The sequence below is a fragment of the Chthoniobacterales bacterium genome, assembly GCA_036569045.1.
Taxonomy (GTDB): Bacteria; Verrucomicrobiota; Verrucomicrobiia; order Chthoniobacterales; family JAATET01; genus JAATET01.
The window spans coordinates 1-20,649 of record DATCRI010000009.1 but is presented as its reverse complement, the minus strand read 5'-3'; the positions used below and the strand labels follow the sequence as shown (position 1 = coordinate 20,649).

The window sequence follows — 20,649 nt, the reverse complement described above, 5'->3', positions numbered from 1 at the left end:
ACGCTGCGTCAACGAAAATTTATTGCACAATCATCCCTGCCGCAACGGTTTCGTTCGTTCCGGGATGGATGAGCACAAACGATCCTGTCATTCGGTTCCGCCGATAGGCGTCGTGGATGAGCGGAGCGGCCGTGCGGAGCGTCACGCGACCAATATCGTTCATCGCGCAGGAAGCCGGCCCTTCGATCTTGTGAAGGGTGTTGATGTCGACCAGATAGCGAACGTCCTTGATCGCGACCTGGGTCTCCCGAGTGGTGTGCCGGAGAAGATACTTGCCGCGCTCGGCCAGCGGGGTCTGCGAAAACCAGCAAATCATGGCCTCGATGTCCTGCGACACCTCCGGCTGGTTATTGGCTTTCACGATCATGTCGCCGCGGGAGATATCGATCTCGTTCGCGAGGGTGATCGTCACCGACTGCGGCGCGAAGGCTTCATCCAGCAAGCCTGTGTCGGCATGAATTTCCTTGATTTTCGTAGTGAATCCAGATGGAAGCACCGTGACATCGTCTCCGGGCTTGAAAACCCCGCCGGCCACGCGGCCCGCGTAGCCGCGAAAATCGTGCCACTCGTTCGATTGCGGGCGGATGACCCATTGCACGGGAAACCGCGCATCGACGTGGTTGTGTTCGCCGCCGACGTAGACGGTCTCGAGATGATAGAGCAGCGACGGGCCCTGATACCACGGCATCGCGGCGGACTTTTCCACGACGTTGTCGCCGTTGAGCGCGCTGATCGGAATCGTCGTGATCTCGACGAGGTTGTCGAGGCGGGACGCGAAAGCCTTGTATTCCTCGACGATGCGATCGTAGACGGCCTGGTCGTAGTCGACGAGATCCATCTTGTTGATCGCGACCACGACGTGCTGGATGCGCAGAAGGTCCGCAATGAACGAATGCCGCTTCGTCTGCTCGATGACGCCCTTGCGCGCGTCGACGAGGATGATCGCCAGATTTGCCGTCGAGGCGCCCGTGACCATGTTCCGGGTGTATTGGATGTGCCCCGGAGTGTCCGCGATGATGAACTTGCGGCGCGGCGTCGCGAAATAGCGATAAGCCACATCGATCGTGATGCCCTGCTCGCGCTCGGCCTTCAGGCCGTCGGTGAGCAGCGCGAGATTGACGACGGCATCGCCACGGCGGCGGGAGCTTTCCTCCACGGCGGCGAGCTGGTCTTCGAAAATGCTTTTGGAATCGTAGAGAAGGCGCCCGATGAGGGTGGATTTGCCATCGTCGACCGATCCGGCGGTCGTGAAACGGAGAATGTCCATTTTAGAAATATCCTTCGCGCTTGCGGTCTTCCATCGCCGTCTCGGAGCGCTTGTCGTCGGCGCGGGTGCCGCGTTCCGTCTGCCGGGAAGCGGCCACCTCGTCGATGATCTCCTCGATCGTCGCGGCAGTGGATTCCACGGCGCCGGTGCAGGTCGCGTCGCCGATCGTGCGGAAGCGCACGACCTTCTTTTCGACGGTTTCGTTGGGTTGAACGGTCACGAAATCCGTAACGGCGAGCAGGCTGCCATTGCGGGCGAAAACCTCGCGTTCATGCGAGAAATAGAGGCTTGGGAGGGGAATCTTCTCGCGCTGGATATAGAGCCACACGTCCATCTCGGTGAAGTTCGAGAGCGGGAAGACGCGGAAATGCTCGCCCTCGTGCTTGCGGCCATTGAAGAGGTTCCAGAGCTCGGGGCGCTGGTTCTTGGGATCCCACTGGCCGAACTCGTCACGGTGCGAGAAGAAGCGCTCCTTGGCGCGGGCCTTTTCCTCGTCGCGGCGGCCGCCGCCGAGGCAGGCATCGAACTGGTTCGCCTCGATCGTGTCGAGCAGAGTGACGGTCTGGAGCTTGTTGCGGGAGGCGTTGATGCCCTTTTCTTCGACGACGCGACCGGTGTCGATCGACTCCTGGACGGATCCGACAAGCAGATCCGCGCCGAGCTTCGCGACATATTCGTCGCGATAGGTGATCGTCTCGGGAAAATTGTGGCCCGTGTCCACGTGCACGAGCGGAAAGGGCATCTTCGCCGGCCAGAAGGCCTTTCGCGCGAGGTGCGCCATCACGATGGAATCCTTGCCGCCGGAAAACAGGAGGGCCGGCTTGCGAAATTGGGCCGCGGTTTCCCGCAGAACGTAGATGGCCTCGGCTTCCAGCTGGTCGAGGTGGCTTAAATTGTAATCAGGCATACGGATTGAAGGGATGCCGCCAGAGACGGCCGGCGCCCTACGCCGCGAAATGATTCCGGAGCAGAGCGACCAATCGAGCCGAACATTCGTCCACGGATGCCGCCGCCGTGTCCAGCACAAGATTTGCCTCCGTCGGCTCCTCGAATCCGCTGTCCCGTCCCGTGAAATTCGCGATGCCGCCGGCAGCCGCCTTCCTGTAGAGGCCCTTCGGGTCGCGCTCGGCGCACAGGTCGAAGGGCGCCTTCACGTAGACCTCCACGTAGGCGTCGCCGAGAATCTCGCGTGCGGAGCGGCGGAATTCCTCGCGCGGCGTGATCAGCGACACGAGCGTGATGACGCCCTGACTCGCAAACAATTTCGCGACCTCGGCGGTGCGACGGACGTTCTCGCGCCGGTCGTCGTCGGAAAAGCCGACGTTGCGATTGAGCCCGCTGCGCAGGTTGTCGCCGTCGAGAATGACGCTGAACCGGCCCTCGTCCTGCAGGGTGCGCTCCACCGCCGCGGCAATGGTGGATTTGCCTGAACCGGAGAGCCCGATCAGCCAGGCCACCACGCCGCGCTGGCCGAGCAATTGCTCTTTTTCCGACGGCGGAACGAAGCGATGAAACTGGGTGTGAATATTCTCGGGCACGCTCACGGCAGACATTCTCTCGGTGGTGTGACCCTCACTTCTGCGGCATCTCGGCGAGCGCGTCACCGACAAAGATGCGATAATTCTTGATGCGGCCGGGTTCTTTTTCGCCCGCCTTCGGCACGTAGCGGAAGCCCGCGATCTCCGTCGGGTTTCCAAAATCGATGACGAGCTGGTGCGGATAAGCCGGTTGGGATTTGCTGAACTCCGTGATCCAGTAATTCGCAACCTGGCCATCGATGGCATTCGATGCGGCCCCGTCGTCCCTCACGCCCTCCTCGCTGTCAGCATACGCGATGGACCAGTCCGTGTGCGGGATCGATCGCCCCCCGGCGTCGAGGAAATCGATTTCGGCGACAGCCGCGACGGGCCTGCCATCATGCGAGTCCACGGCCTCGAAACAAACCTGACGGGCATTCACCGGCTTCTCGAATTTCACTTCCTGCGGCTCTTCACCGGGCGCGAACGATCCGGAGACCAGCGGCGCCACGCCGGAAATCTTCAATTTTCCGTAGGCCGAGAGCGGACGGCTCTTGTCGAGATCGAGGCGAAGTTCGTCGAGGATCGGCTCGTTCAGGCCCGCAGCCACCGGTTCTTCCGGACCGACGAGATCGAGAATGACGACTTCGTTGCGGCCGGGCTTCAGCCAGACTCCGGGCAGATACGCGGTCTGCGTCGGGCCGATGTTCCAGTAGCGGGCAAGGCAGTGTCCGTTCACCCACACGACGCCCTTGCCCCATTTTCGCAGGTCCAGAAAGGTATCCGCGGGCTTCTCGATCTCGAAGGAGCCGCGCCAGAAAGCCGGGCCGGCGGCCTTCGCTCCGGGCGTGGTTTTTTCCCACTTCAAGCCGGCCAGTTCCGGCGCATCGAGACGCAGTGGGAAAACGTCCCACGGGCCTTCGACAGGGGTTTCCGCGCCGTCCTTCGCGCGCAGAACGACGGGGCCCGCGAGGCCTTTGCGGTCGTGAATCTCGGTGCCGAAATTAACGTGGCCCATCGCCTCGACGAGGATATCGAGCTGCACGGGCTTCGCGCGTTCGGGGAGATCCACGGCGTAGGTGCGATTGCGGCGATCCATCATGCCGACCTCCTTGCCGTCGATGAAGACCCAGCCGAAATCATGCGCCCGGCCGACGCTGAGAGTGGCCGCCGGGCCCGCCGGCAGGGTCGTGCGATAGACCGTGCAGCCGTGGCCCTGATCGTAATCCTCCATGTTGCGAGGTTCCTTGTCCTTCACGGCCTGCGGGAGATTCGCAAACACCGGAGCGATTTCCGTGAAGGGGAACGCCGGCACGGTCGCCACCGGCAGGCGCGCCGGCGGTTCGGGCAGCGTCTCGCCCTTCGCGAGATACTTCCTGATCAGGTCGCGGGTGAGTTCGAACTTTTCGCCAACCCAGCCGGCCTCGGAGACGGGGGCATCGTAGTCGTAGCTGCTCGTATCCGGCTTGAACGGCCGATTCGCCCCCGCCCACATGCCAAACGACGTTCCGCCGTGGGCCATGTAGATACTGAAAGAGGCGCCCATCGAGAGCATGGTCTCGAGGTCGCCGAGATAGCGCTTCGTGTCCCCGAGGTGATGGCGCGCGCCCCACGTGTCGAACCACCCGGGATAGAACTCCCCGCTCATCAACGGCCCTTTCGGCTGCACTTCCCGCAGCCTGGCGAAGGCCGATTTCGGATCGCGGCCAAGATTTACGACCTGAAACAAGTCCTCTCGATATCCCTTCGCCAGCGCGCTGCGGGGATCGCAGGCGAACAGCGGCACGTCGAACCCGGCGTCGAGGAGCGCCTGCCGAATCTTCCCCATGTATTCCACGTCGGCGCCGTAGAGGCCGTATTCGTTTTCCGCCTGCACCATGAGGATCGGGCCGCCGTGGGTGATTTGCAGCGGCCCGAGCACGCGCCCGACTTCCTTCAGCCATTTCGTGGCTGCGGAGAGAAACTCCGGATCCTGCGAGCGCATCCTGATGTCGGGATTCTTCAGCAGCCACCACGGCAACCCACCCCCGTCCCACTCGGCGCAGGCGTATGGACCGGGCCGCAGGACGACCCACAAGCCAACCTCCTGCGCAATCCGGCAAAACTCGGCGACGTCCCGCTGCTCGCTCCAATCGAATTTCCCTTTCTCGAACTCGTGGAAATTCCAGAAGAGGTAGGCGCAGACCGCATTCAGGCCCATCGCCTTCAGGGTTTCGAGCCGATTGCGCCAGTATTCCCGAGGCACGCGGGCGAAATGAATCTCGCCGCAGCGGATCTGCAGAGGCTTCCCATCGAGCAGGAAGTCCTTTTCGCCAATGGCGAACGTATGCTTCGGGGCGGAGGTCGCGGAACCATCCGATGCGGCAGCGAGAGGAAGAGCCGGAGCCAGGGAGAACAGGAGCAATGCGGAAGCAAGCCAGGATTTCATGGGAGGGAATTCTGCAGCCTAGGAGAAGGAGCTCCGCTTCGACAAGGGCGGACGGCGCGCGGATGTCGCCCGGGCGAAGGATGTTCCCGGCTATTCGCTCTTCGGCAGACCGTCGGGTGCCCCCTTGCCGTTGACGAGGGGTTCGCCGACATCGCCGGGCTTGAACGGCGTCACCATGGGGTCCATCGGTTTGATGGTGCCGTCGGGCTCGAATTCCATGCGCGCGAGGCAGGTCTCGCGTTGATAGCCGCTGCCGTTGGGAATCGCGTGGCGGTGGTAAACCGCATACCAGCGATCGGTCCCGGGAATGTTCACCACACTGTGATGGCCGGTGCCTTTGGCGAGGCCATTCTTTTGAAGAATGATCGGCGCTGCGGCAATCGTCACCGGCCCAAGGGGACAGTCGGCCGTGCCGTAGCCGATGCGATAGTTGTCGCTGCGCGCGTCGTCCACCGACCACATGAAATAATACTTTCCGCCTTGCTTGAAAACCACGACGCCCTCCCGGAAGGTCGCATCGCCACCCTCGATACGAAATTCGATCGGATCGCCGTCGATCGTGATCATGTCGGGCTTCAGCTTCACGACATTCACGATGCCGTTGCCGTTCCCCCAATAGAGATAGGCCTGACCGTCATCATCGATGAAGGGATAGGGATCGATCGTGTTCGACGTGATCCGCTTGTCCGTCTTGCCCATGCGTTCAAGGAGAGGGCGGTCGAGGGCGTCCCTGAACGGTCCCACCGGCGCCTTCGCCGTCGCCACCCCGATTTTTCCGCGGGCGCAGAAGTAGAAATAATAGGTGCCATTCCGCTCGATGCAGTCCGGCGCCCACGCCTTGAGGTCGGCCCACTTCAGATCCTTCGTGACATCGAGGGCCACGCCCTCGCGTTTCCAATCGACAAGGTTCTTCGAGGACCAGACGACGAACTCCGTCGTCTCCCAGTTCGGCTTATCCGTCGTCGGATACACGTAATAGGTGTCGCCGAAGACGCGGATGGCGGGATCGGCCGTGAATCCGCCGAGGATCGGCTTCGGCGGCGCGGCGGCCGGGCTCGGCTCGGCGGCCATGCAGAAGGCCGCGGTCGCAGTGATGAGAAGAGTGCGAAGGATCTTGATGGGAGAAAAATCAGGGATTTTCGGTGGCGGGGACGAGGGCTTTGGCCGCATCGGCCTGCAGCACTCGCAGATCATAAGCGCCGCCAGCCAGCGAGTTTCCAACGCCCTGCAGCCGCACGGTGACCTTGGTCTTGCGCCGGGTCGAATCGGCCGGAAGCGCATAAACCACATTGAGGAACTTGCCATTCTGCCGGCCGTCGAGCTTCTGGGTGGCGACCTTTTTCCCGTCGACAAGAACGTCGAAGGTGCGGCCGCGATCTCCGCCGAAGTAGGTCACGATAAGTGCCATGGGCTTGTTCGGATCGACGGCAAGATCGTAGGAGAACCAGCCACCGGTCCGCGCGTCGCGCCATTTGCGATCGCGAAAGGAGCCGGTCTCGCTGTTCTCGGACTGGAAGTTGTGCTCGACCTCGGACTGCTGAAATCCCGGCTGCACGGCGTCCAGCGTCGCCGCGTCCAGGCGGGCTTTTGCCGCCTCCGCCGCTCGAATCTCCTCTTCGCGCTGCTTCCATTCGGTCGGCGTCGCGAAGGGAAGATAAACGGCGTAGTGCTCCTCGTAGACGCGATGGAGCGGCACAAACGTGAGGTCCTGCGGCAATACGACGCCGACGCTGCGGAATTCGGCAAACGCCCGGCCCGTCGGCTGAAAACGCCGAAGCAGCGCCTCGTAATTCTCCGCGATGAATACCGGGGGCGTCCCCGGGACCTGCCCCGGCGCCTTGAGATGGTCATCCCACCGCTCCTTCGCGGGGTCGGGCGCTCCGGGCTTCGCCGGCACGATGCCCGCAAGAAGATTGGGACCGTAGAGCACCGACACGACCTTGCCATCGGAGTGCGGCAGCGCCTCGACGCGCAGCGTCATGGGCAGGCGCAACGTGACGACATCTCCGGTCTTCCAGACGCGGTCGATCGTGAAATACGAGGACGGCTCCGATTTCACCGCCACGGGGGCGCCATTGATCTTCACCTCGGGCCGCGTGCACCAGAAAGGATGGCGGATGCGCAGCGCGAGCTTCGTCGGAGCGGCGGCCTTGAACGTGAAGCGCACCGTGTCGGAATCCGGAAACGCCGTCTCCTGGCGCAGCTGGATTCCGCGTTCCTTCCAACTCAGCTCGCTCGCGATGAACAGGTTCACCCACAGCGAAGTGGCATCGTGGAAATACACCTGCTCGCCGTAGCGCGCCGGATTTTCCATGCCCGTCCCCACGCAGCACCACCAGCCGCCCTCGGGCTTCGAGAAGACCTTCGTGGCGATCGGGTCGAAGCTCACGAAGTAACCGAACTCCCCAGGCTGGCGGCCGATATTCGAGAGGAGATGATTGATGATCCCGCGCTCGACGTAGTCCATCTCCGCGGCATTCGGATCCCACGAGAACATCTGCCCGGTGAGCTTGATCATGTTGTAGGTGTTGCAGGTCTCCGTGTCCTGCTTGCCAAGCTTTTGCGGGAACTGCGCCGGCGGGAAGAAATGCTCGTGCTCACCGTGACCGCCGTTCGCAAAGGTGCGCAGGTTGACGACGCTGTCCCAGAACGTCTGCACTCCCGTCCGGTATTTCGCCTCGCCGGTGAGTTCGTAATCGCGGGCAATGCCGATGATCTTCGGGATCTGCGTGTTGCCGTGCTGCCCGTTGAGGCGATCCTGCCCCTGCTCGAGCGGATCGAGAATGGCATCGTGGTGAAAAATGGTGCGCGACAGCTCGAGATACCGCGGATCGCCCGTGTCCACGCTGAGATCGGCGAAGACCTCGTTCAGCCCGCCATATTCGGCCCGAAGAATCTCCTGCGCCTGCGCGGGAGTGAGGTCCTTGTAAACGCCCGCGAGATAGTCCGCCATGCCGCGCTCGACGGCGAGTGCCTGCTTGTTGCCGGCGTAGCGATAGGCGTCGCGAAGTCCCGCGAGGACCTTGTGCAAATTGTAATTCGGCACCCATTCCCGATTCAGCGAGAAGCCAGAGGCCTGGATCTGCCCGCGGCGAATATCCTCGTAGATCTGCTTGTTCACCGGCAGCACGTAGCCATCGCCATTCGCCTGCTGGCAGGCGGCAAGCTCCGCGACGACGTATTCGATCTTCTTCAACGCCTTCGGATCGCCGGTCGCGGCGTAGAGCGCGGAAACGGCGGAAAGATAATGCCCGAGGCTATGCCCGTTGATGCCCCGCGCCTCCCAGCCGCCGTAGCGCTCTGCCTTCGCCGGCAACTTCGCCTGAGCGCGAAATCCCGCGAGCAGGCGATCGACATTCACCACCTCGAGCAGATAGCGCGCATTCACGTCCTGCGCCGACTTGAACGGCCCATCGAGCAGCCGCACATCCGCCAGCGGGAACGGTTGCGCCTGCGGAGAAATCGGAGCGTCCGCCGCGCGAATCACGAGGGGAAATCCTGAGCACAAGAGAAGGGCGAAACGAAGAAAGGAAAGAAACATGGAGGAGGAAGTTGACCGGACCTTTGTCGGTGGCCGATTTGAAGGGAATTCAGCCGTCACTAGAACGGCACTTCTCCTGCCCGTCAAAGGAGAGCATACTTTACTGTCAAGACACGCCTCGTTCACCGCGACGAATCGCACGACGGCAGCTCGCTACCGGACAGGACCGGGCAGCCGCCGCGCTAGCATTTTCCCGGTGACTGTAGCCAGTCTCGAAGCTGTTGGGCATCGGCCGCGAATTGTTTCGGATCATCCCCCGCAACGAACTCGAGCAGCGCCCACCGAGGCATCGGTCGTTCCGCGAAGACGCCAAGATACCCGGGCCAGACCTCGCCCCCCTTCGACAGCGGGAGCCGGATCAACTCCCCCTCGCGAACGATCCAGTGGAAGACATGGACATGATCGACCCACGGCAGGATTTTTCGCAATCCCGCCACCGCGTCGCCGGAGGGCATTCCATTCGGCGGTTGCCAGTAAAGCCGCGCCCCGGAGCCCTCCAGGGCCATCATCAACGCCGCCGTCGACTCCGCAGTGTCGGTCAGCGAATGGGAGTGAAATTCGATCGCCAGCGTCACTCCGGCTTGTCGAGCGGTTTGCCCGCAGCGCCGGAGATCCTCGATGATCGTCTCCCGCTCGCGGTCCGTGACCACCGCGCTTTCCTTCGTCCCAGCCCAGACGCGGATCCGCGGCGCGCCGAGCGCAAGGACGGCCTCCAATTCCCGCTCGAACAGTTGAACGCCATCCGCACAACCCGCGCGGTAATAGGATCCGTAACCCTCGATCTCCAGACCGGCATCCTTCGTCCGGCGAGCCACTTCGCAGGCGCGGTCGGGCTGCCCCAGCGGCACGTGAACGTCTCCGCTCCAGGTCAGCCCCTCGATGCCCGCCGCCTGCGCGACCGCAATGATCTCCTCGGGTGCCAGATGACGAAACGTCGCAGAAACCAAACCAATCCGGAACATGGGAGATGACTCTTTCAAACGATGCAATTTAGCCGCAATTTTCTCCGGGAGGATTACGCGATCAAGGCAAGACTGTGAGGAAGGATTTCATCCTGATGCGCTGCACTCTCCAGCATCGACTGCGTCGATCTACTAACCGCTCTCCCACCCGCAGCGACTCAAAACCGGCGGCGGTAAAACGCTCCTCCCTGCCCATCGAAATCACAGGACCAAAAAACATGCCCCTGCCGGGAATCGAACCCAGATTTAAGGTTTAGGAAACCTCCGTTCTATCCGTTGAACTACAGGGGCTTCGTGGGGACTCGGCTGCCCGACTCCCATTTTTTCAAGTCGGCCGCAGCGACGTCGCCTGCGAAGATTGAGGCAAGTCCTTCCAAGCTCAAAGAAAAAACCACCACGGCACCGGAGGCTCCCGCCTCCGTTTTCCTCATCGTCCGGCCGCATTTGCCAACGGCCTCGCCCGCGGCTAGCCTCCGCGCGATGCTCCACGTCGTGCTGGTCGAACCGGAAATTCCCCCGAATACGGGAAACATCGCGCGACTCTGTCTCGCCTCCGGCACCCGACTTCATCTTGTGGAGCCCCTCGGCTTCTCGCTCGATGACCGCGCTCTGCGCCGCGCCGGAATGGATTACTGGAAGGAAGTCGACGTGCATCTCTGGTCCGACTTCGCGACATTGCGAGCGGCCGCCGCCGACTCCGCGCGATTTCACTTTTTCACGACCAAGACCTCGCAGCTCTACTGGGACGCCGACTTCCGCGACGGCGACCATCTCGTCTTCGGTCGCGAAACCCGCGGACTGCCCGAATCGCTGCTCGCCGCCAACCCCGCCACGTGTCTCACGATTCCCATGGAGCCGGGCGCGCGAAGCCTGAATCTTTCCACCTCCGTGGGCATTGCGCTCTACGAAGCGAAACGCCAGCTTGCCCGACCGGCTCCGCTCGAGCCCCCGATCCACTCCTGACCATGCCGTCCGTCGAAGCCCGCAACCTCCGCAAAATCTATCGCGTCTATCGCAAGGAACAGGGCGTGCTCGGCGCGGTGAAAGGCCTGCTCCACCGGCGCTATGACGAAACGGCTGCGGTCGATGGCGTGAGCTTTTCGGTCGAACCCGGCGAGTTCGTCGGCTTCCTCGGCCCCAATGGCGCCGGCAAAACGACGACGCTCAAGATGCTCTCCGGCCTCGTTCAACCCAGCAGCGGCGACGCCAGCGTGCTCGGTTTCGTTCCCTGGCATCGGCGTCCGGCCATGAAGCGGCAATTCAGCCTGCTGATGGGCCAGAAAAACGCGCTATGGTGGGATTTGCCCGCCCGCGAGTCGCTGGAATTGAACCGCGCCATCTACGGCATCGACCACGCAGACTTCAATCGCACAGTGGACGATCTCACGACGATGCTCGACTGCGCCGACAAGCTCGGCGTGATGGTGCGCGAGCTCAGTCTCGGTGAGCGGATGAAATTTGAGCTCATCGCCGCGCTGCTGCACCACCCGAAGGTGCTCTTCCTCGACGAACCCACGATCGGTCTCGACGTCACCAGCCAGAAAAAGGTGCGCGACTTCCTCAAGACCTATAACGAAGGCAGCCGCATCACGATCCTGCTGACGAGCCATTACATGCAGGACATCGAGGAGCTTTGCGAACGGGTGATCCTCATCGACCGCGGTCGGCTCTTCTTCGACGGCCCGCTCGAGGACGTCACCACGCAGTTCGCAAAGACGAAGATCATCGAGGTCGACTTCACTCGCGCGTGCCACTGCTCGTTTTCCCACCTCGGCACGGTGCTCGAGGCAACGCCCACGCACCTGCGTCTCGAGGTCGACCGCCCCCGGGTCGCGGAGATCTGCCGTCACATTCTGGCCGAGGCCGATGTCGTGGATTTCTCCGTGCAGGAAATGCCGATCGAAGAAGTGATCCGGCGCACGTTCGGCGAGAACCACGCCCGCGCCGGCCTGCCCGCGAAAACCTAGCGCGGCACCGCGACTCCCGATTTCGCGCAGGCTTCCGCAAAGCTCGAACGCCGCTCGAGCAGACTTGCAAGATAGGGATCGACCGCCGGGACGCGCGCGATTCCGGCGAAGCGCTCGGGTTGCTCGAGGCGCGAAAACAGCGCCCTCGCGATCTTTGCCTTCGGCACGACCTTCTCGCCGTAGCCATCCGGCTTGTTGCTCGACCAGAACCTCACCGACTCGACGCCGTCACGATTTTCCACGCCCAGAAAGATCACGGAATGTCCGCGCTCGTCCGAGCCGACCGCATCCCGCCAGAAAATCTTCAGAAAGTCTCCCGGCCGCGCGGCCTCCCAGCTCGTAAAATTTCGCCCCACGCCGAGCTCGTGAAACAGCCTCGCCGTTCCCGGCCCGTTCGCATTCCAGCGGCCCCACGCTCCCTGCCCATCGCGTTGCATCGCCGGCGCGAGCGCCTGCAGCGTGGCGGGATCGAGTTGCAACGCACCCGTCGCCTGCGCCCCGGCCAGGGCTTTCAGCAGCACGAGATAGGTCGCTCCGGAGCAATAACTCGGCCGCGCGATGGCAGGACTGATCCGTAGATTGTCCGCCCCGACGCCCGTCGCCGCCCGCAACCGCGCGCTGGTCTCACTCGTCACCGAATACCCACCGCCAGTCGGCATGCTGCGCACCGCCGCAAGAACGGCCGCATTCCAGTCCGCCGCATGGAGGGACGGCGCAATCAAAAGGACGGCAAGAAGTCGAAGAATTCTCATTGAGCGGGTGCATTGAAGAAATACCGTGGACGCATGACCGCAAGGCGCATTTTTGCCGCTCTCGCCATCGTGCTGGTGAGCGCGATCGCGGGCGGCGCCTGGTATTGGCAGTGGCAGGAGCCTCGCGCGCCGCTCAGCGCCAGTGGCGGCCTCTATTTCTTTCCGGAGAAAATTCTCGACGTGCCGCAGTTCTTCCAGGGAGACCGCCGCTGGGCCTCCGATCCCCTCGGGCCGACGCCCGCGACCCTCGGCGCCGAGGGCTGCGCGGTGAGTTCCGCTGCGATGGTGCTGGCCAGCTATGGCGCGGACGTGGACCCCGGCCGTTTGAATACCTTCGTCACGGAACACGGCGGCTTCACCCCGGAGGGCTGGCTCTATTGGGAAGCCGCTGCCGCCTATCCACCGGCAATTGCCCGCAAGGCCTACGAGGACAAGCCCTCCTTCGCGTTGATCGACCGCAACCTCCTCGCCGGCAACCCCGTGATCGTGCGCGTGCGCTACCCGAGCGGCACGACGCATTTTGTGGTGATCGTCGGCAAACGCGGGTTCGACTACCTCATTCGCGACCCCGGCGCCGGCGGCGCGCGCGGCGTCTATCCACTCAAGGACTTCGGCCGGCCGATCGAGGCTCTGCGCTTCTTCGAAAAGACCCCACCTGGCGCGGTGCAATGGCCTCCCGAGGCGGAAAAGGATTGAACTTCCCCCGCATCCATCGATCCTCGGGAATGCCGATGAAAACTGCACTGCTGGCCACCTCGACCGTCTCCGCGATGCTTCTCCTCGCGGCCTGCGAAACGGAAACGAAACCTCCCGTGCCGCCCCCGGTCCCGCCCGCGCAATCCGGTGCTTCTCCGGCTCCTTCGCCCTCCCCCGAAGCCTCCCCCTCACCTGCCCCGGAAGCTTCGCCCACGCCGGCCGAAGCGAATCCCTCCCCGACTCCCGAGGCCACGCCCGCGACCACTGGCAACATCCCGTTCGGAATTCCGGTGCCTGGCAAACCCGGCTTTGTCGTCAGCCCCTATTCCCCGAATTCCGGCTATGTCGACGTTCGAGGCTTCGCTCCAAACAGCGAGGTGAAGGATCCCTATTCCGGAAAGACCTTTCTCGTGCCCTGATCGCCCCGCGCGGTCGGCGGAAACATGGGAAAGCCCAAAAAGGGTTTGAAGTTCCTCCAGAAAAAATGATCTCTATCCCCATTCGCCAAGATTTATGAAATTCTCCTCTCTGATCATTCCGGCAGCTCTCACTCTGGTGCTACTCGCCGCCTGCGAAGAGGAATCCCGTCCCCGGCAACGTCAGAACACGGCCGCCCAGACCGGCACGAACAACTACGGCTACCAGGCCTCGACGCCCGGCACCGCTACGGATTTTGTCACCGACGCCGCTCCGACGCCCACGCCGGAGCCGACCGCTCCGACCACGACGGATGTCGCTCCGACGCCCACGCCGGAGCCCGCGACCGCCGCCGCCCCCGAGCGCAACATCCCCTTCGGCACCCCGGTGGCCGGAAAGCCCGGTTTCGTGACCAGCCCGCACGCCCCGTATGCCGGCTACGTCGACGTCCGCGGCTTCCCGCCGAACACCGAAGTCAAGGACCCCTACTCGGGCAAGATCTTCCTCGTCCCCTGAGCTCCGCTGCTCGCTTCAGCCCGGTCGCCATCATCGGCCCCGGATTGATTGGAGGGTCCCTCGGCCTCGCCTTGCGCGCCCGGGCACCCGAAGTCGAAATTCGTGTCTGGAGCCGGAACGAGGCGCCGCTCGAGACCGTGCGCCAGCTCGGCTTTGCGGACATCGCCAGCACCGACCTCCCGGCCATCGTCACCGGCGCCCGCTGCGTCGTGCTCTGCACTCCGGTCGAAGTCATGCCCGCGCTGGCCGCGCAATTCGCGGCCAGCCTCTCGCCGGCTGCCGTCGTCACCGACGCCGGCAGCGTGAAAGGCGTCGTTGGTGACACCCTTCCGCCAATTCTTGGCGACCGCTTTCTCGGCGCCCATCCCATCGCCGGTTCCGACCGCGCCGGGATCGAGGCTTCCTCGGCCGACCTTTACGACGGGGCGACCTGTGTCGTCACGCCGACGGAGACCACCCAACCCGACACGCTCGCGGTCGTGCGCGATCTGTGGGAAACCGCCGGCTGCCGCATCGTCGAGATGACGGCTGCCGCCCACGACGCCGCCCTGGCCCGCACCAGCCATCTTCCGCACACCGTGGCCTCGGCGCTGGCCGCCTGCATCGACCGTTCCGTTCCAGACGCCGACTGGCCCCACCTGGCCGGTGGCGGCTATCGCGACTCCACCCGGATTGCCCTCGGCCATCCCGATCTCTGGACCGGAATTCTCGAGGCAAATCGCCACGAGATTTCGACTTCGATTGCGGAATTGACGGAAATCCTGCAAAACATCCGTGCCGCACTGGAGTCCGGCGACACGGCCGCCATTCACGCCCTGCTCGCCGAAGGCCGCTCCGCCCGGCAGAAATTCGATGTATTTTAAGGTTACCAAATCCGCGCCCATTGTCGCCGAGCTCACCGTTCCGGGCGACAAGAGCATCTCGCACCGTTCCATCATGCTCGGCGCCCTGTCGAACGGCACATGCGTCATCACGAACTTCCTCGAGGGAGAGGACTGCCTCGCCACGATGGAGGCGATGCGAAAACTCGGCGTCCAGATCGAGCACCCCGAGCCCGGCACCGTCATCGTGCACGGCTCGAAAGGTCGCTTCACCGCACCCGAGTCCGATCTGGATTGCGGAAACTCTGGCACCACCGTGCGCCTGCTTTCCGGCATTCTCGCCGCGCAGCCATTCTCGACCCGCATGATCGGGGACGCATCGCTCTCGCAACGTCCCATGCGCCGCGTGATCACGCCGCTCACCGAAATGGGCGGCCAGCTAAAGGCTCATGGAAGCCGCGACACGCTGCCCCTCGAGATTACCGGCGGCCCGCTCACCGGCATCCGCTACGAAATGCCCCACGCGAGTGCCCAGGTGAAGAGCGCGGTCCTGCTTGCCGGCCTTTTCGCCTCCGGCAAGACCACCGTCGTCGAGCCCGCACCTTCGCGCGATCATACCGAGCGCATGCTCGAGTATTTTCAGGTTCGCCCCATCCGCCTGGGCAACGAAATCACCGTCTACGGCGGCCAGACCCTCGAGTCCCGCGACTTCGAAGTGCCCGGCGATGTTTCCAGTGCCGCCTTCTGGCTCGTCGCGGCTGCCGCGCAACCTGGCGCCCATCTTCTCATTGAAAACGTCGGCCTCAATCCGACACGCACCGGCGTGCTCGATGTGCTGGTGCGCATGGGCGCCCGTTTGCGCGAAATCGTGGAGTCCGCCGACGGCGAACCTCGCGGCGTCATCGAAATCACCGGAGGCACCCTCAACGGCACCACCATCGAAGGCGATGAGATCCCGAACGTCATCGACGAGATTCCCGCCCTCGCCGTGGCGGCAGCGCTCGCTCAGGGCACGACCACGATCCGCGGCGCCGCGGAACTCCGCGTGAAGGAAACCGACCGCATTGCGGCCGTGGCCCAGAACCTTCGCGCAATGGGTGTCACCGTCGAGGAATTCGAAGACGGCATGGCAATCACGGGCGGCGCCAAACTTCGCGGAGCAACGCTGCCCAGCTTCGGCGATCACCGCATCGCCATGTCCTTCGCCATCGCCGGCCTCTTCGCAAGCGGCGAGACAATCATCGAGGACGTCGAATGCGTCGCCACGTCCTATCCCGGCTTCGAAGAAACGCTCAATCGTGTCCGCTCCGGAAAGGCCCTTCCAAGGAAATCGTCGATCGAGCGCGGCTCTGTCGGATCCAGCATCCGACGTCAGCGTTCCGAAAACACGCTATGACGGTCATTGCCATCGACGGACCTGCCGCTTCCGGAAAAAGCAGCGTCGCCCGAGGCCTGGCTCAGCTGCTCGGCTTTTCGTTCATCAACACCGGTGCCATGTATCGCGCCCTCACCTGGTATGTGCTGAGGAACGGCATCGCCCCCCAATCGCCCTCCGCCATTGCCGAAAGCGTCGCCGGGGCCTCCCTTCGCACCGGCTTCGAGGACTATCATTCCTTTATCGAGATCGATGGCTACCGACCACTGGACGAGCTTCGCGCCGAAGAGGTGAACCGCGCTGTCTCCGCGGTCTCTTCCGTCCCCGCCACCCGCGAGCGCCTCGTCGCGGAGTTTCGCGCCCTCGCCCGCACCAGCAATTCCGTTGTCGAGGGTCGCGACATCGGCTCGGTGGTCTTTCCCGATAGCCCCTTCAAATTCTACCTCGATGCCAGCCCCGAGGTGCGCCAGCGCCGCCGCAACGCTCAGGGCCAGGCCGACGAAATTGCGGCCCGCGATCGTCTCGACTCCTCTCGCCACACGGCTCCGCTCACCATTGCGACCGACGCCACCGTCATCGACACCACTTCGCTGAACCTCGAAGAAGTCATTGCGGTCATCTACGACGCCCTTCTCGAGAAAGGCCTCCCCTCATGTCAGCGCGCATGACATTCACGTATTGGTTCTTCGCAAACCTCTCCCGCATCCTCGCGCGAATATTTTTCCGTTTCCGTATCGTCCATCGGGAACGACTTCCCGAAACCGGCGGCTTCATTCTCGCCGCAAATCACCAAAGTTATTTCGATCCCCCGCTGGTCGGAATCTGCTCCCGCCGCGCCGTCCATTATCTCGCGCGCAAGACCCTGATGGATTGGCCGTTCTTCGGCCCCATGTTTCCGGACATGAACGTCATTCCCGTCGATCGGGACGGCAATGACATGTCGGCGCTCAAGACCGTTATCCGCAAGGTCAAGTCGGGCGAAGGTGTTGTTCTTTTCCCCGAAGGCACTCGCTCCAGCGATGGCAATCTTCAGCCTGCGCAGGCAGGAGTCGGTCTTGTCATCGCCAAGACCCTCGCTCCCGTGGTTCCGGTTCGCATTTTCGGATCGTTCGAGGCCTTTCCAAAGGGGTCCAAGAAAGTGAAACTGCACCCGATTACGGTCGTCATCGGCAAGCCCATCCAATTTTCAGAATCGGATGTCGCTCCACCGAATCGGGAAACCTATCGCCAGCTCGGCCAGCGCGTCATGGATGCAATCGGTCAACTGCGCGTCGACGAGAAATGAGTTCGCATCCCTCCTCTGGCGGAATCTCGAGATTACTCCTGCTCGTAGCAGCACTCATCGGGTTCGGCAACGTCCTCCCGATCATTTTTCACAGCGCAGCCCACACGGTCGTTTCAATCTCACGGGAGAGCACGTCCCCATCGAACGCCCAAGGCCTGCCACTTTTTCCAGGCCAGCCAACGCCCTGACCTCGTCCCCCCGGCCGGTTAGAGAACGCAAAAAGCCCGCCGGCACTCCGAGCAGCCAGCGGGCTTGAATTTCGAGAAGCGAAACCGAATCAGGCGGCGGCCGCTTCAGCCTTCGGCTTCAGCGCACGGCCGATCTGGCTCTTGCGGCGATTCGCCACATTCTTGTGGATGACACCACGCTTGGCGGCCTTGTCGAGAGCCGAAACAACGCTCTGGTAGCCGGCCTTCGCCGCTTCAAGGTTTCCTTCAGCGATCGCCTTGCGGAACTTCTTCTGTTGATTCTTCAAGCCAGTCAGGATGCTGGAATTGCGCTCGGTGCGAACGACGGTCTGTCGCGAACGCTTGGCGGCGGATTTGGTATTGGCCATGTTAAGTTTGGTAAAATTGGTGCCAGAGGAGGGAATTGAACCCCCGACCAAGGGCTTATGAGTCCCCTGCTCTACCCCTGAGCTACTCTGGCGTAAAAACGGTAGGGTCGGCGAATATAGATATCTCCACAGCGTAAGCAAGCACGAAAACAGTGGAAGTTGCGATTCGCCCCGCATCACGGAGTTGGAATCTCCGATCTCATCCATTCGCTCTCGCAAAATCCAACGGTCGGATTTCTCTTCAAAACCAAAGGACCGAGCTGACCTCGTGGCGACGAATAGCCGCCGCAGTTCTATCAATTCTGAGGAGCGAACCCTGCGCCAAAGCCCTCCCCATCGTGCGGGTCCAAGTATTACTTCGATCTGATTGAAGGGAACCCGTCGGAGAATGCTGACGCGGTCAAGTCTTGGAGGCGAATCATTCTCCAAGAAACCATCTCGCACGACTACAGCGTCGCAGATCTCCATACACCGTCGAAAGCAGTTCTGGTGGTCGCCATCTTCCGGATACGAAACGCTGATCAACTCTCGAAGCAGCCAAACCACGCGAACCGTTGAAAGGAAAAACGAATTCGCTTGGACATGCGAATTCAGAAACACCAAACGCCCCCGCGATATCGACGTCTGCCTGGACGAACGATTCTAAACGGAAGACGGAGACGGGCAGTGAGCCCAACTTTCCGAAGTCGAAAAACTCTCCCCGCAACGGTTTGAACAACCCACTCTCCCCTTTCCAGTCGCCCAGCCAGATTTTGAGACATTAACCGATCGTCATGAAAACCGCGTTTGACGTCGATTTATGGCAAGGGAAGCCGCCGCAACGCTGCCTATAACAAAGTGTTCGACGCGACAATTTCGCGTGCGGGGCTGCTTTTCCGACAAATGATGAAATCAACTCTCCCCGTCGGTCAGCATGTTGATTACAGTCACTATTCTCTCGAGGAGAATAATGAACTCGCAAAAAAAAGCCCCGTTCCTTGTTTCCAAGGAACGGGGCATATTACTGGCAACGACCTACTCTCGCACAACCTATAGATGCACTACCATCGGCGCTACAGCGTTTCACTTCCGTGTTCGGGATGGGAACGGGTGGGTCCACTGTGCAAGGATCACCAGATTACGGACCGCATAAGCGTTGGTCGCTTGTCGCGGCCCGGATATCTGACGATACCTAAAGAACAAAAGTTCTCTGACATCCGCATATCGAGCAAAATTCCGCAGTTTCTTCAATGTTGCTGAGCAAAAGTTGCTCAGAATAAAAAGCCGGACGAGTATTAGTACCATTAAGCTGAACGTATTGCTACGCTTGCACCCATGGCCTATCAACGTGGTGGTCTACCACGACTCTTCAGGGAGAGTTCATCTTGGGAGAGGCTTGGCGCTTAGATGCTTTCAGCGCTTATCCTTTCCAAACATAGCTGCCCAGCAATGCCGCTGACGCGACAACTGGAACACCAGAGGTTTGTCAATCCCGGTCCTCTCGTACTAAGGATTGAACCCCTCAACTCTCCTGCGCCCACAGTGGATAAGGACCGAACTGTCTCGCGACGTTCTGAACCCAGCTCGCGTACCACTTTAACCGGCGAACAGCCGGACCCTTGGGACCTTCTCCAGCCCCAGGATGTGATGAGCCGACATCGAGGTGCCAAACCCTGCCGTCGATATGAGCTCTTGGGCAGGATCAGCCTGTTATCCCTAGCGTACCTTTTGTCCGTTGAGCGATGGCAATTCCACATTCAACCACCGGATCACTTGGACCTACTTTCGTACCTGCTCGACTTGTAAGTCTCGCAGTCAAGCTGGCTTATATCCATATACTCGTCACCTGATTGCCAACCAGGTTGAGCCAACCTTCGTACTCCTCCGTTACTCTTTGGGAGGAGACCGCCCCAGTCAAACTGACCGGCTGCCAGTGTCTCTTGCCCAGATGATGGGTCAAGGTTAGATGTTCCAATCCCATAGGGTGGTGTTTCATTGACGACTCCTCCAGCCCCGAAAGGCTGGGATCAAAGTCTCCCACTTACGCTAAGCAATAAAATCGAAACAACAGTGACAGCGTACAGTAAAGGTGCATAGGGTCTTTCCGTCCTACTGCGGGCAGGCGGCATCTTCACCGCCAATACAACTTCGCTGAGCTCCTCGTTGAGACAGCGGTCAACTCGTTACACGATTCGTGCAGGTCGGAACTTACCCGACAAGGAATTTCGCTACCTTAGGACCGTTATAGTTACGGCCGACATTCACGGGGACTTGGGCTCAAAGCTTCGCTATTGCTAGCTAACCTCTTACCGTAATCTTTCCGCATTGGTCACGTGTCACACCCTATACGTCGTCTTTCTCGACTTGGCAGAGTGCTGTGTTTTTGTTAAACAGTCGGTTGACCCCTTTCACTGCGGCCCCTTGCGGGGCGCCCCTTCTTCCGAAGTTACGGGGCTAATTTGCCTAGTTCCTTCTAGAGATTTCACTCACGCGCCTTGGTATATTCTACCCACCCACCTGTGTCGGTTTACGGTACGGGCACCTTAGTATACACAGTGGCTTTTCTCGAC

Annotated in this window: 18 protein-coding genes, 2 tRNA genes and 2 rRNA genes; 9 read left to right on the top strand and 13 right to left on the bottom strand. The window is 61.8% G+C overall.

Annotation, left to right across the window (positions count from 1 at the left end; translation table 11 throughout):
• Window positions 1–19: 19 nt before the first annotated feature.
• The 8 genes from cysN to VIM61_01930 form a co-directional block, all read right to left on the bottom strand.
• Window positions 20–1,267: a sulfate adenylyltransferase subunit CysN gene (gene cysN, locus VIM61_01965; GenBank protein HEY8899165.1), complete on the bottom strand. Its 1,248-nt coding sequence runs from the start codon at window positions 1,265–1,267 to the stop codon at window positions 20–22.
• 1 nt (window position 1,268) lies between these two features.
• Window positions 1,269–2,174, bottom strand: coding sequence for a sulfate adenylyltransferase subunit CysD (gene cysD, locus VIM61_01960; protein HEY8899164.1), 906 nt, complete (start codon window positions 2,172–2,174; stop codon window positions 1,269–1,271).
• 37 nt (window positions 2,175–2,211) lie between these two features.
• The gene (cysC, locus tag VIM61_01955) at window positions 2,212–2,820 is read right to left on the bottom strand and encodes an adenylyl-sulfate kinase (protein ID HEY8899163.1); all 609 of its coding nucleotides are present in this window, start codon (window positions 2,818–2,820) and stop codon (window positions 2,212–2,214) included.
• 19 nt (window positions 2,821–2,839) lie between these two features.
• Window positions 2,840–5,212, bottom strand: coding sequence for a beta-galactosidase (locus VIM61_01950; protein ID HEY8899162.1), 2,373 nt, complete (start codon window positions 5,210–5,212; stop codon window positions 2,840–2,842).
• A gap of 90 nt (window positions 5,213–5,302) precedes the next feature.
• The gene (locus VIM61_01945) at window positions 5,303–6,283 is read right to left on the bottom strand and encodes a family 43 glycosylhydrolase (protein ID HEY8899161.1); all 981 of its coding nucleotides are present in this window, start codon (window positions 6,281–6,283) and stop codon (window positions 5,303–5,305) included.
• 58 nt (window positions 6,284–6,341) lie between these two features.
• Window positions 6,342–8,699 (bottom strand): glycoside hydrolase family 127 protein, encoded by a 2,358-nt coding sequence (locus VIM61_01940; protein HEY8899160.1) that lies wholly within the window; start codon window positions 8,697–8,699, stop codon window positions 6,342–6,344.
• Window positions 8,700–8,935: 236 nt separating this feature from the next.
• On the bottom strand, window positions 8,936–9,715 hold the full coding sequence (locus VIM61_01935; protein ID HEY8899159.1) for a TIM barrel protein: 780 nt from the start codon (window positions 9,713–9,715) through the stop codon (window positions 8,936–8,938).
• 219 nt (window positions 9,716–9,934) lie between these two features.
• Window positions 9,935–10,006: transfer RNA gene (locus VIM61_01930), tRNA-Arg, on the bottom strand.
• A gap of 189 nt (window positions 10,007–10,195) precedes the next feature.
• On the opposite strand from VIM61_01930, the gene VIM61_01925 reads away from it, so the two are divergent.
• Window positions 10,196–10,678, top strand: a complete 483-nt coding sequence (locus VIM61_01925; GenBank protein HEY8899158.1) for a tRNA (cytidine(34)-2'-O)-methyltransferase — start codon at window positions 10,196–10,198, stop codon at window positions 10,676–10,678.
• A gap of 2 nt (window positions 10,679–10,680) precedes the next feature.
• A complete protein-coding gene (locus VIM61_01920) occupies window positions 10,681–11,682 on the top strand; it encodes an ATP-binding cassette domain-containing protein (protein HEY8899157.1) in 1,002 nt (333 codons plus the stop codon).
• On the opposite strand, the gene VIM61_01915 is transcribed toward VIM61_01920, so the two are convergent.
• Window positions 11,679–12,434: a hypothetical protein gene (locus tag VIM61_01915; protein ID HEY8899156.1), complete on the bottom strand. Its 756-nt coding sequence runs from the start codon at window positions 12,432–12,434 to the stop codon at window positions 11,679–11,681. The genes VIM61_01920 and VIM61_01915 overlap by 4 nt on opposite strands.
• A gap of 33 nt (window positions 12,435–12,467) precedes the next feature.
• On the opposite strand from VIM61_01915, the gene VIM61_01910 reads away from it, so the two are divergent.
• The 7 genes from VIM61_01910 to VIM61_01880 all read left to right on the top strand — a co-directional run bounded on the left by VIM61_01910 (window position 12,468) and on the right by VIM61_01880 (window position 17,544).
• A complete protein-coding gene (locus VIM61_01910) occupies window positions 12,468–13,130 on the top strand; it encodes a C39 family peptidase (protein ID HEY8899155.1) in 663 nt (220 codons plus the stop codon).
• Window positions 13,131–13,165: 35 nt separating this feature from the next.
• Window positions 13,166–13,549, top strand: coding sequence for a hypothetical protein (locus VIM61_01905; GenBank protein ID HEY8899154.1), 384 nt, complete (start codon window positions 13,166–13,168; stop codon window positions 13,547–13,549).
• A gap of 94 nt (window positions 13,550–13,643) precedes the next feature.
• On the top strand, window positions 13,644–14,063 hold the full coding sequence (locus VIM61_01900) for a hypothetical protein (GenBank protein HEY8899153.1): 420 nt from the start codon (window positions 13,644–13,646) through the stop codon (window positions 14,061–14,063).
• Window positions 14,060–14,926, top strand: a complete 867-nt coding sequence (locus VIM61_01895) for a prephenate dehydrogenase/arogenate dehydrogenase family protein (GenBank protein HEY8899152.1) — start codon at window positions 14,060–14,062, stop codon at window positions 14,924–14,926. The genes VIM61_01900 and VIM61_01895 overlap by 4 nt, the downstream gene beginning before the upstream one ends.
• On the top strand, window positions 14,916–16,280 hold the full coding sequence (aroA, locus tag VIM61_01890; GenBank protein ID HEY8899151.1) for a 3-phosphoshikimate 1-carboxyvinyltransferase: 1,365 nt from the start codon (window positions 14,916–14,918) through the stop codon (window positions 16,278–16,280). The genes VIM61_01895 and aroA overlap by 11 nt, the downstream gene beginning before the upstream one ends.
• A complete protein-coding gene (gene cmk / locus VIM61_01885) occupies window positions 16,277–16,927 on the top strand; it encodes a (d)CMP kinase (GenBank protein ID HEY8899150.1) in 651 nt (216 codons plus the stop codon). Before aroA ends, cmk begins: the two co-directional genes overlap by 4 nt.
• A complete protein-coding gene (locus VIM61_01880) occupies window positions 16,912–17,544 on the top strand; it encodes a lysophospholipid acyltransferase family protein (GenBank protein HEY8899149.1) in 633 nt (210 codons plus the stop codon). Before cmk ends, VIM61_01880 begins: the two co-directional genes overlap by 16 nt.
• A gap of 277 nt (window positions 17,545–17,821) precedes the next feature.
• Here VIM61_01880 and rpsT read toward each other — a convergent pair whose 3' ends face one another.
• The 4 genes from rpsT to VIM61_01860 form a co-directional block, all read right to left on the bottom strand.
• Window positions 17,822–18,100 carry a 30S ribosomal protein S20 gene (gene rpsT / locus VIM61_01875; GenBank protein HEY8899148.1) on the bottom strand — a complete coding sequence of 93 codons (279 nt, stop codon included), beginning with the start codon at window positions 18,098–18,100 and terminating at the stop codon, window positions 17,822–17,824.
• A gap of 17 nt (window positions 18,101–18,117) precedes the next feature.
• A tRNA-Met gene (locus VIM61_01870) sits at window positions 18,118–18,192 on the bottom strand.
• Between the two features lie 909 nt (window positions 18,193–19,101).
• A 5S ribosomal RNA gene (gene rrf / locus VIM61_01865) occupies window positions 19,102–19,217 on the bottom strand.
• Window positions 19,218–19,354: 137 nt separating this feature from the next.
• Window positions 19,355–20,649: ribosomal RNA gene (locus tag VIM61_01860) — 23S ribosomal RNA — on the bottom strand; the annotation flags it as partial.

Bases quoted from the DNA above. Each gene is read 5' to 3' on its own strand.
- cysN (HEY8899165.1), bottom strand. From the start codon at position 1,267: ATGGACATTCTCCGTTTCACGACCGCCGGATCGGTCGACGATGGCAAA.
- cysD (HEY8899164.1), bottom strand. From the start codon at position 2,174: ATGCCTGATTACAATTTAAGCCACCTCGACCAGCTGGAAGCCGAGGCC.
- cysC (HEY8899163.1), bottom strand. From the start codon at position 2,820: ATGTCTGCCGTGAGCGTGCCCGAGAATATTCACACCCAGTTTCATCGC.
- VIM61_01950 (HEY8899162.1), bottom strand. From the start codon at position 5,212: ATGAAATCCTGGCTTGCTTCCGCATTGCTCCTGTTCTCCCTGGCTCCG.
- VIM61_01945 (HEY8899161.1), bottom strand. From the start codon at position 6,283: ATGGCCGCCGAGCCGAGCCCGGCCGCCGCGCCGCCGAAGCCGATCCTC.
- VIM61_01935 (HEY8899159.1), bottom strand. From the start codon at position 9,715: ATGTTCCGGATTGGTTTGGTTTCTGCGACGTTTCGTCATCTGGCACCC.
- VIM61_01925 (HEY8899158.1), top strand. From the start codon at position 10,196: ATGCTCCACGTCGTGCTGGTCGAACCGGAAATTCCCCCGAATACGGGA.
- VIM61_01920 (HEY8899157.1), top strand. From the start codon at position 10,681: ATGCCGTCCGTCGAAGCCCGCAACCTCCGCAAAATCTATCGCGTCTAT.
- VIM61_01915 (HEY8899156.1), bottom strand. From the start codon at position 12,434: ATGAGAATTCTTCGACTTCTTGCCGTCCTTTTGATTGCGCCGTCCCTC.
- VIM61_01910 (HEY8899155.1), top strand. From the start codon at position 12,468: ATGACCGCAAGGCGCATTTTTGCCGCTCTCGCCATCGTGCTGGTGAGC.
- VIM61_01905 (HEY8899154.1), top strand. From the start codon at position 13,166: ATGAAAACTGCACTGCTGGCCACCTCGACCGTCTCCGCGATGCTTCTC.
- VIM61_01900 (HEY8899153.1), top strand. From the start codon at position 13,644: ATGAAATTCTCCTCTCTGATCATTCCGGCAGCTCTCACTCTGGTGCTA.
- aroA (HEY8899151.1), top strand. From the start codon at position 14,916: ATGTATTTTAAGGTTACCAAATCCGCGCCCATTGTCGCCGAGCTCACC.
- cmk (HEY8899150.1), top strand. From the start codon at position 16,277: ATGACGGTCATTGCCATCGACGGACCTGCCGCTTCCGGAAAAAGCAGC.
- VIM61_01880 (HEY8899149.1), top strand. From the start codon at position 16,912: ATGTCAGCGCGCATGACATTCACGTATTGGTTCTTCGCAAACCTCTCC.
- rpsT (HEY8899148.1), bottom strand. From the start codon at position 18,100: ATGGCCAATACCAAATCCGCCGCCAAGCGTTCGCGACAGACCGTCGTT.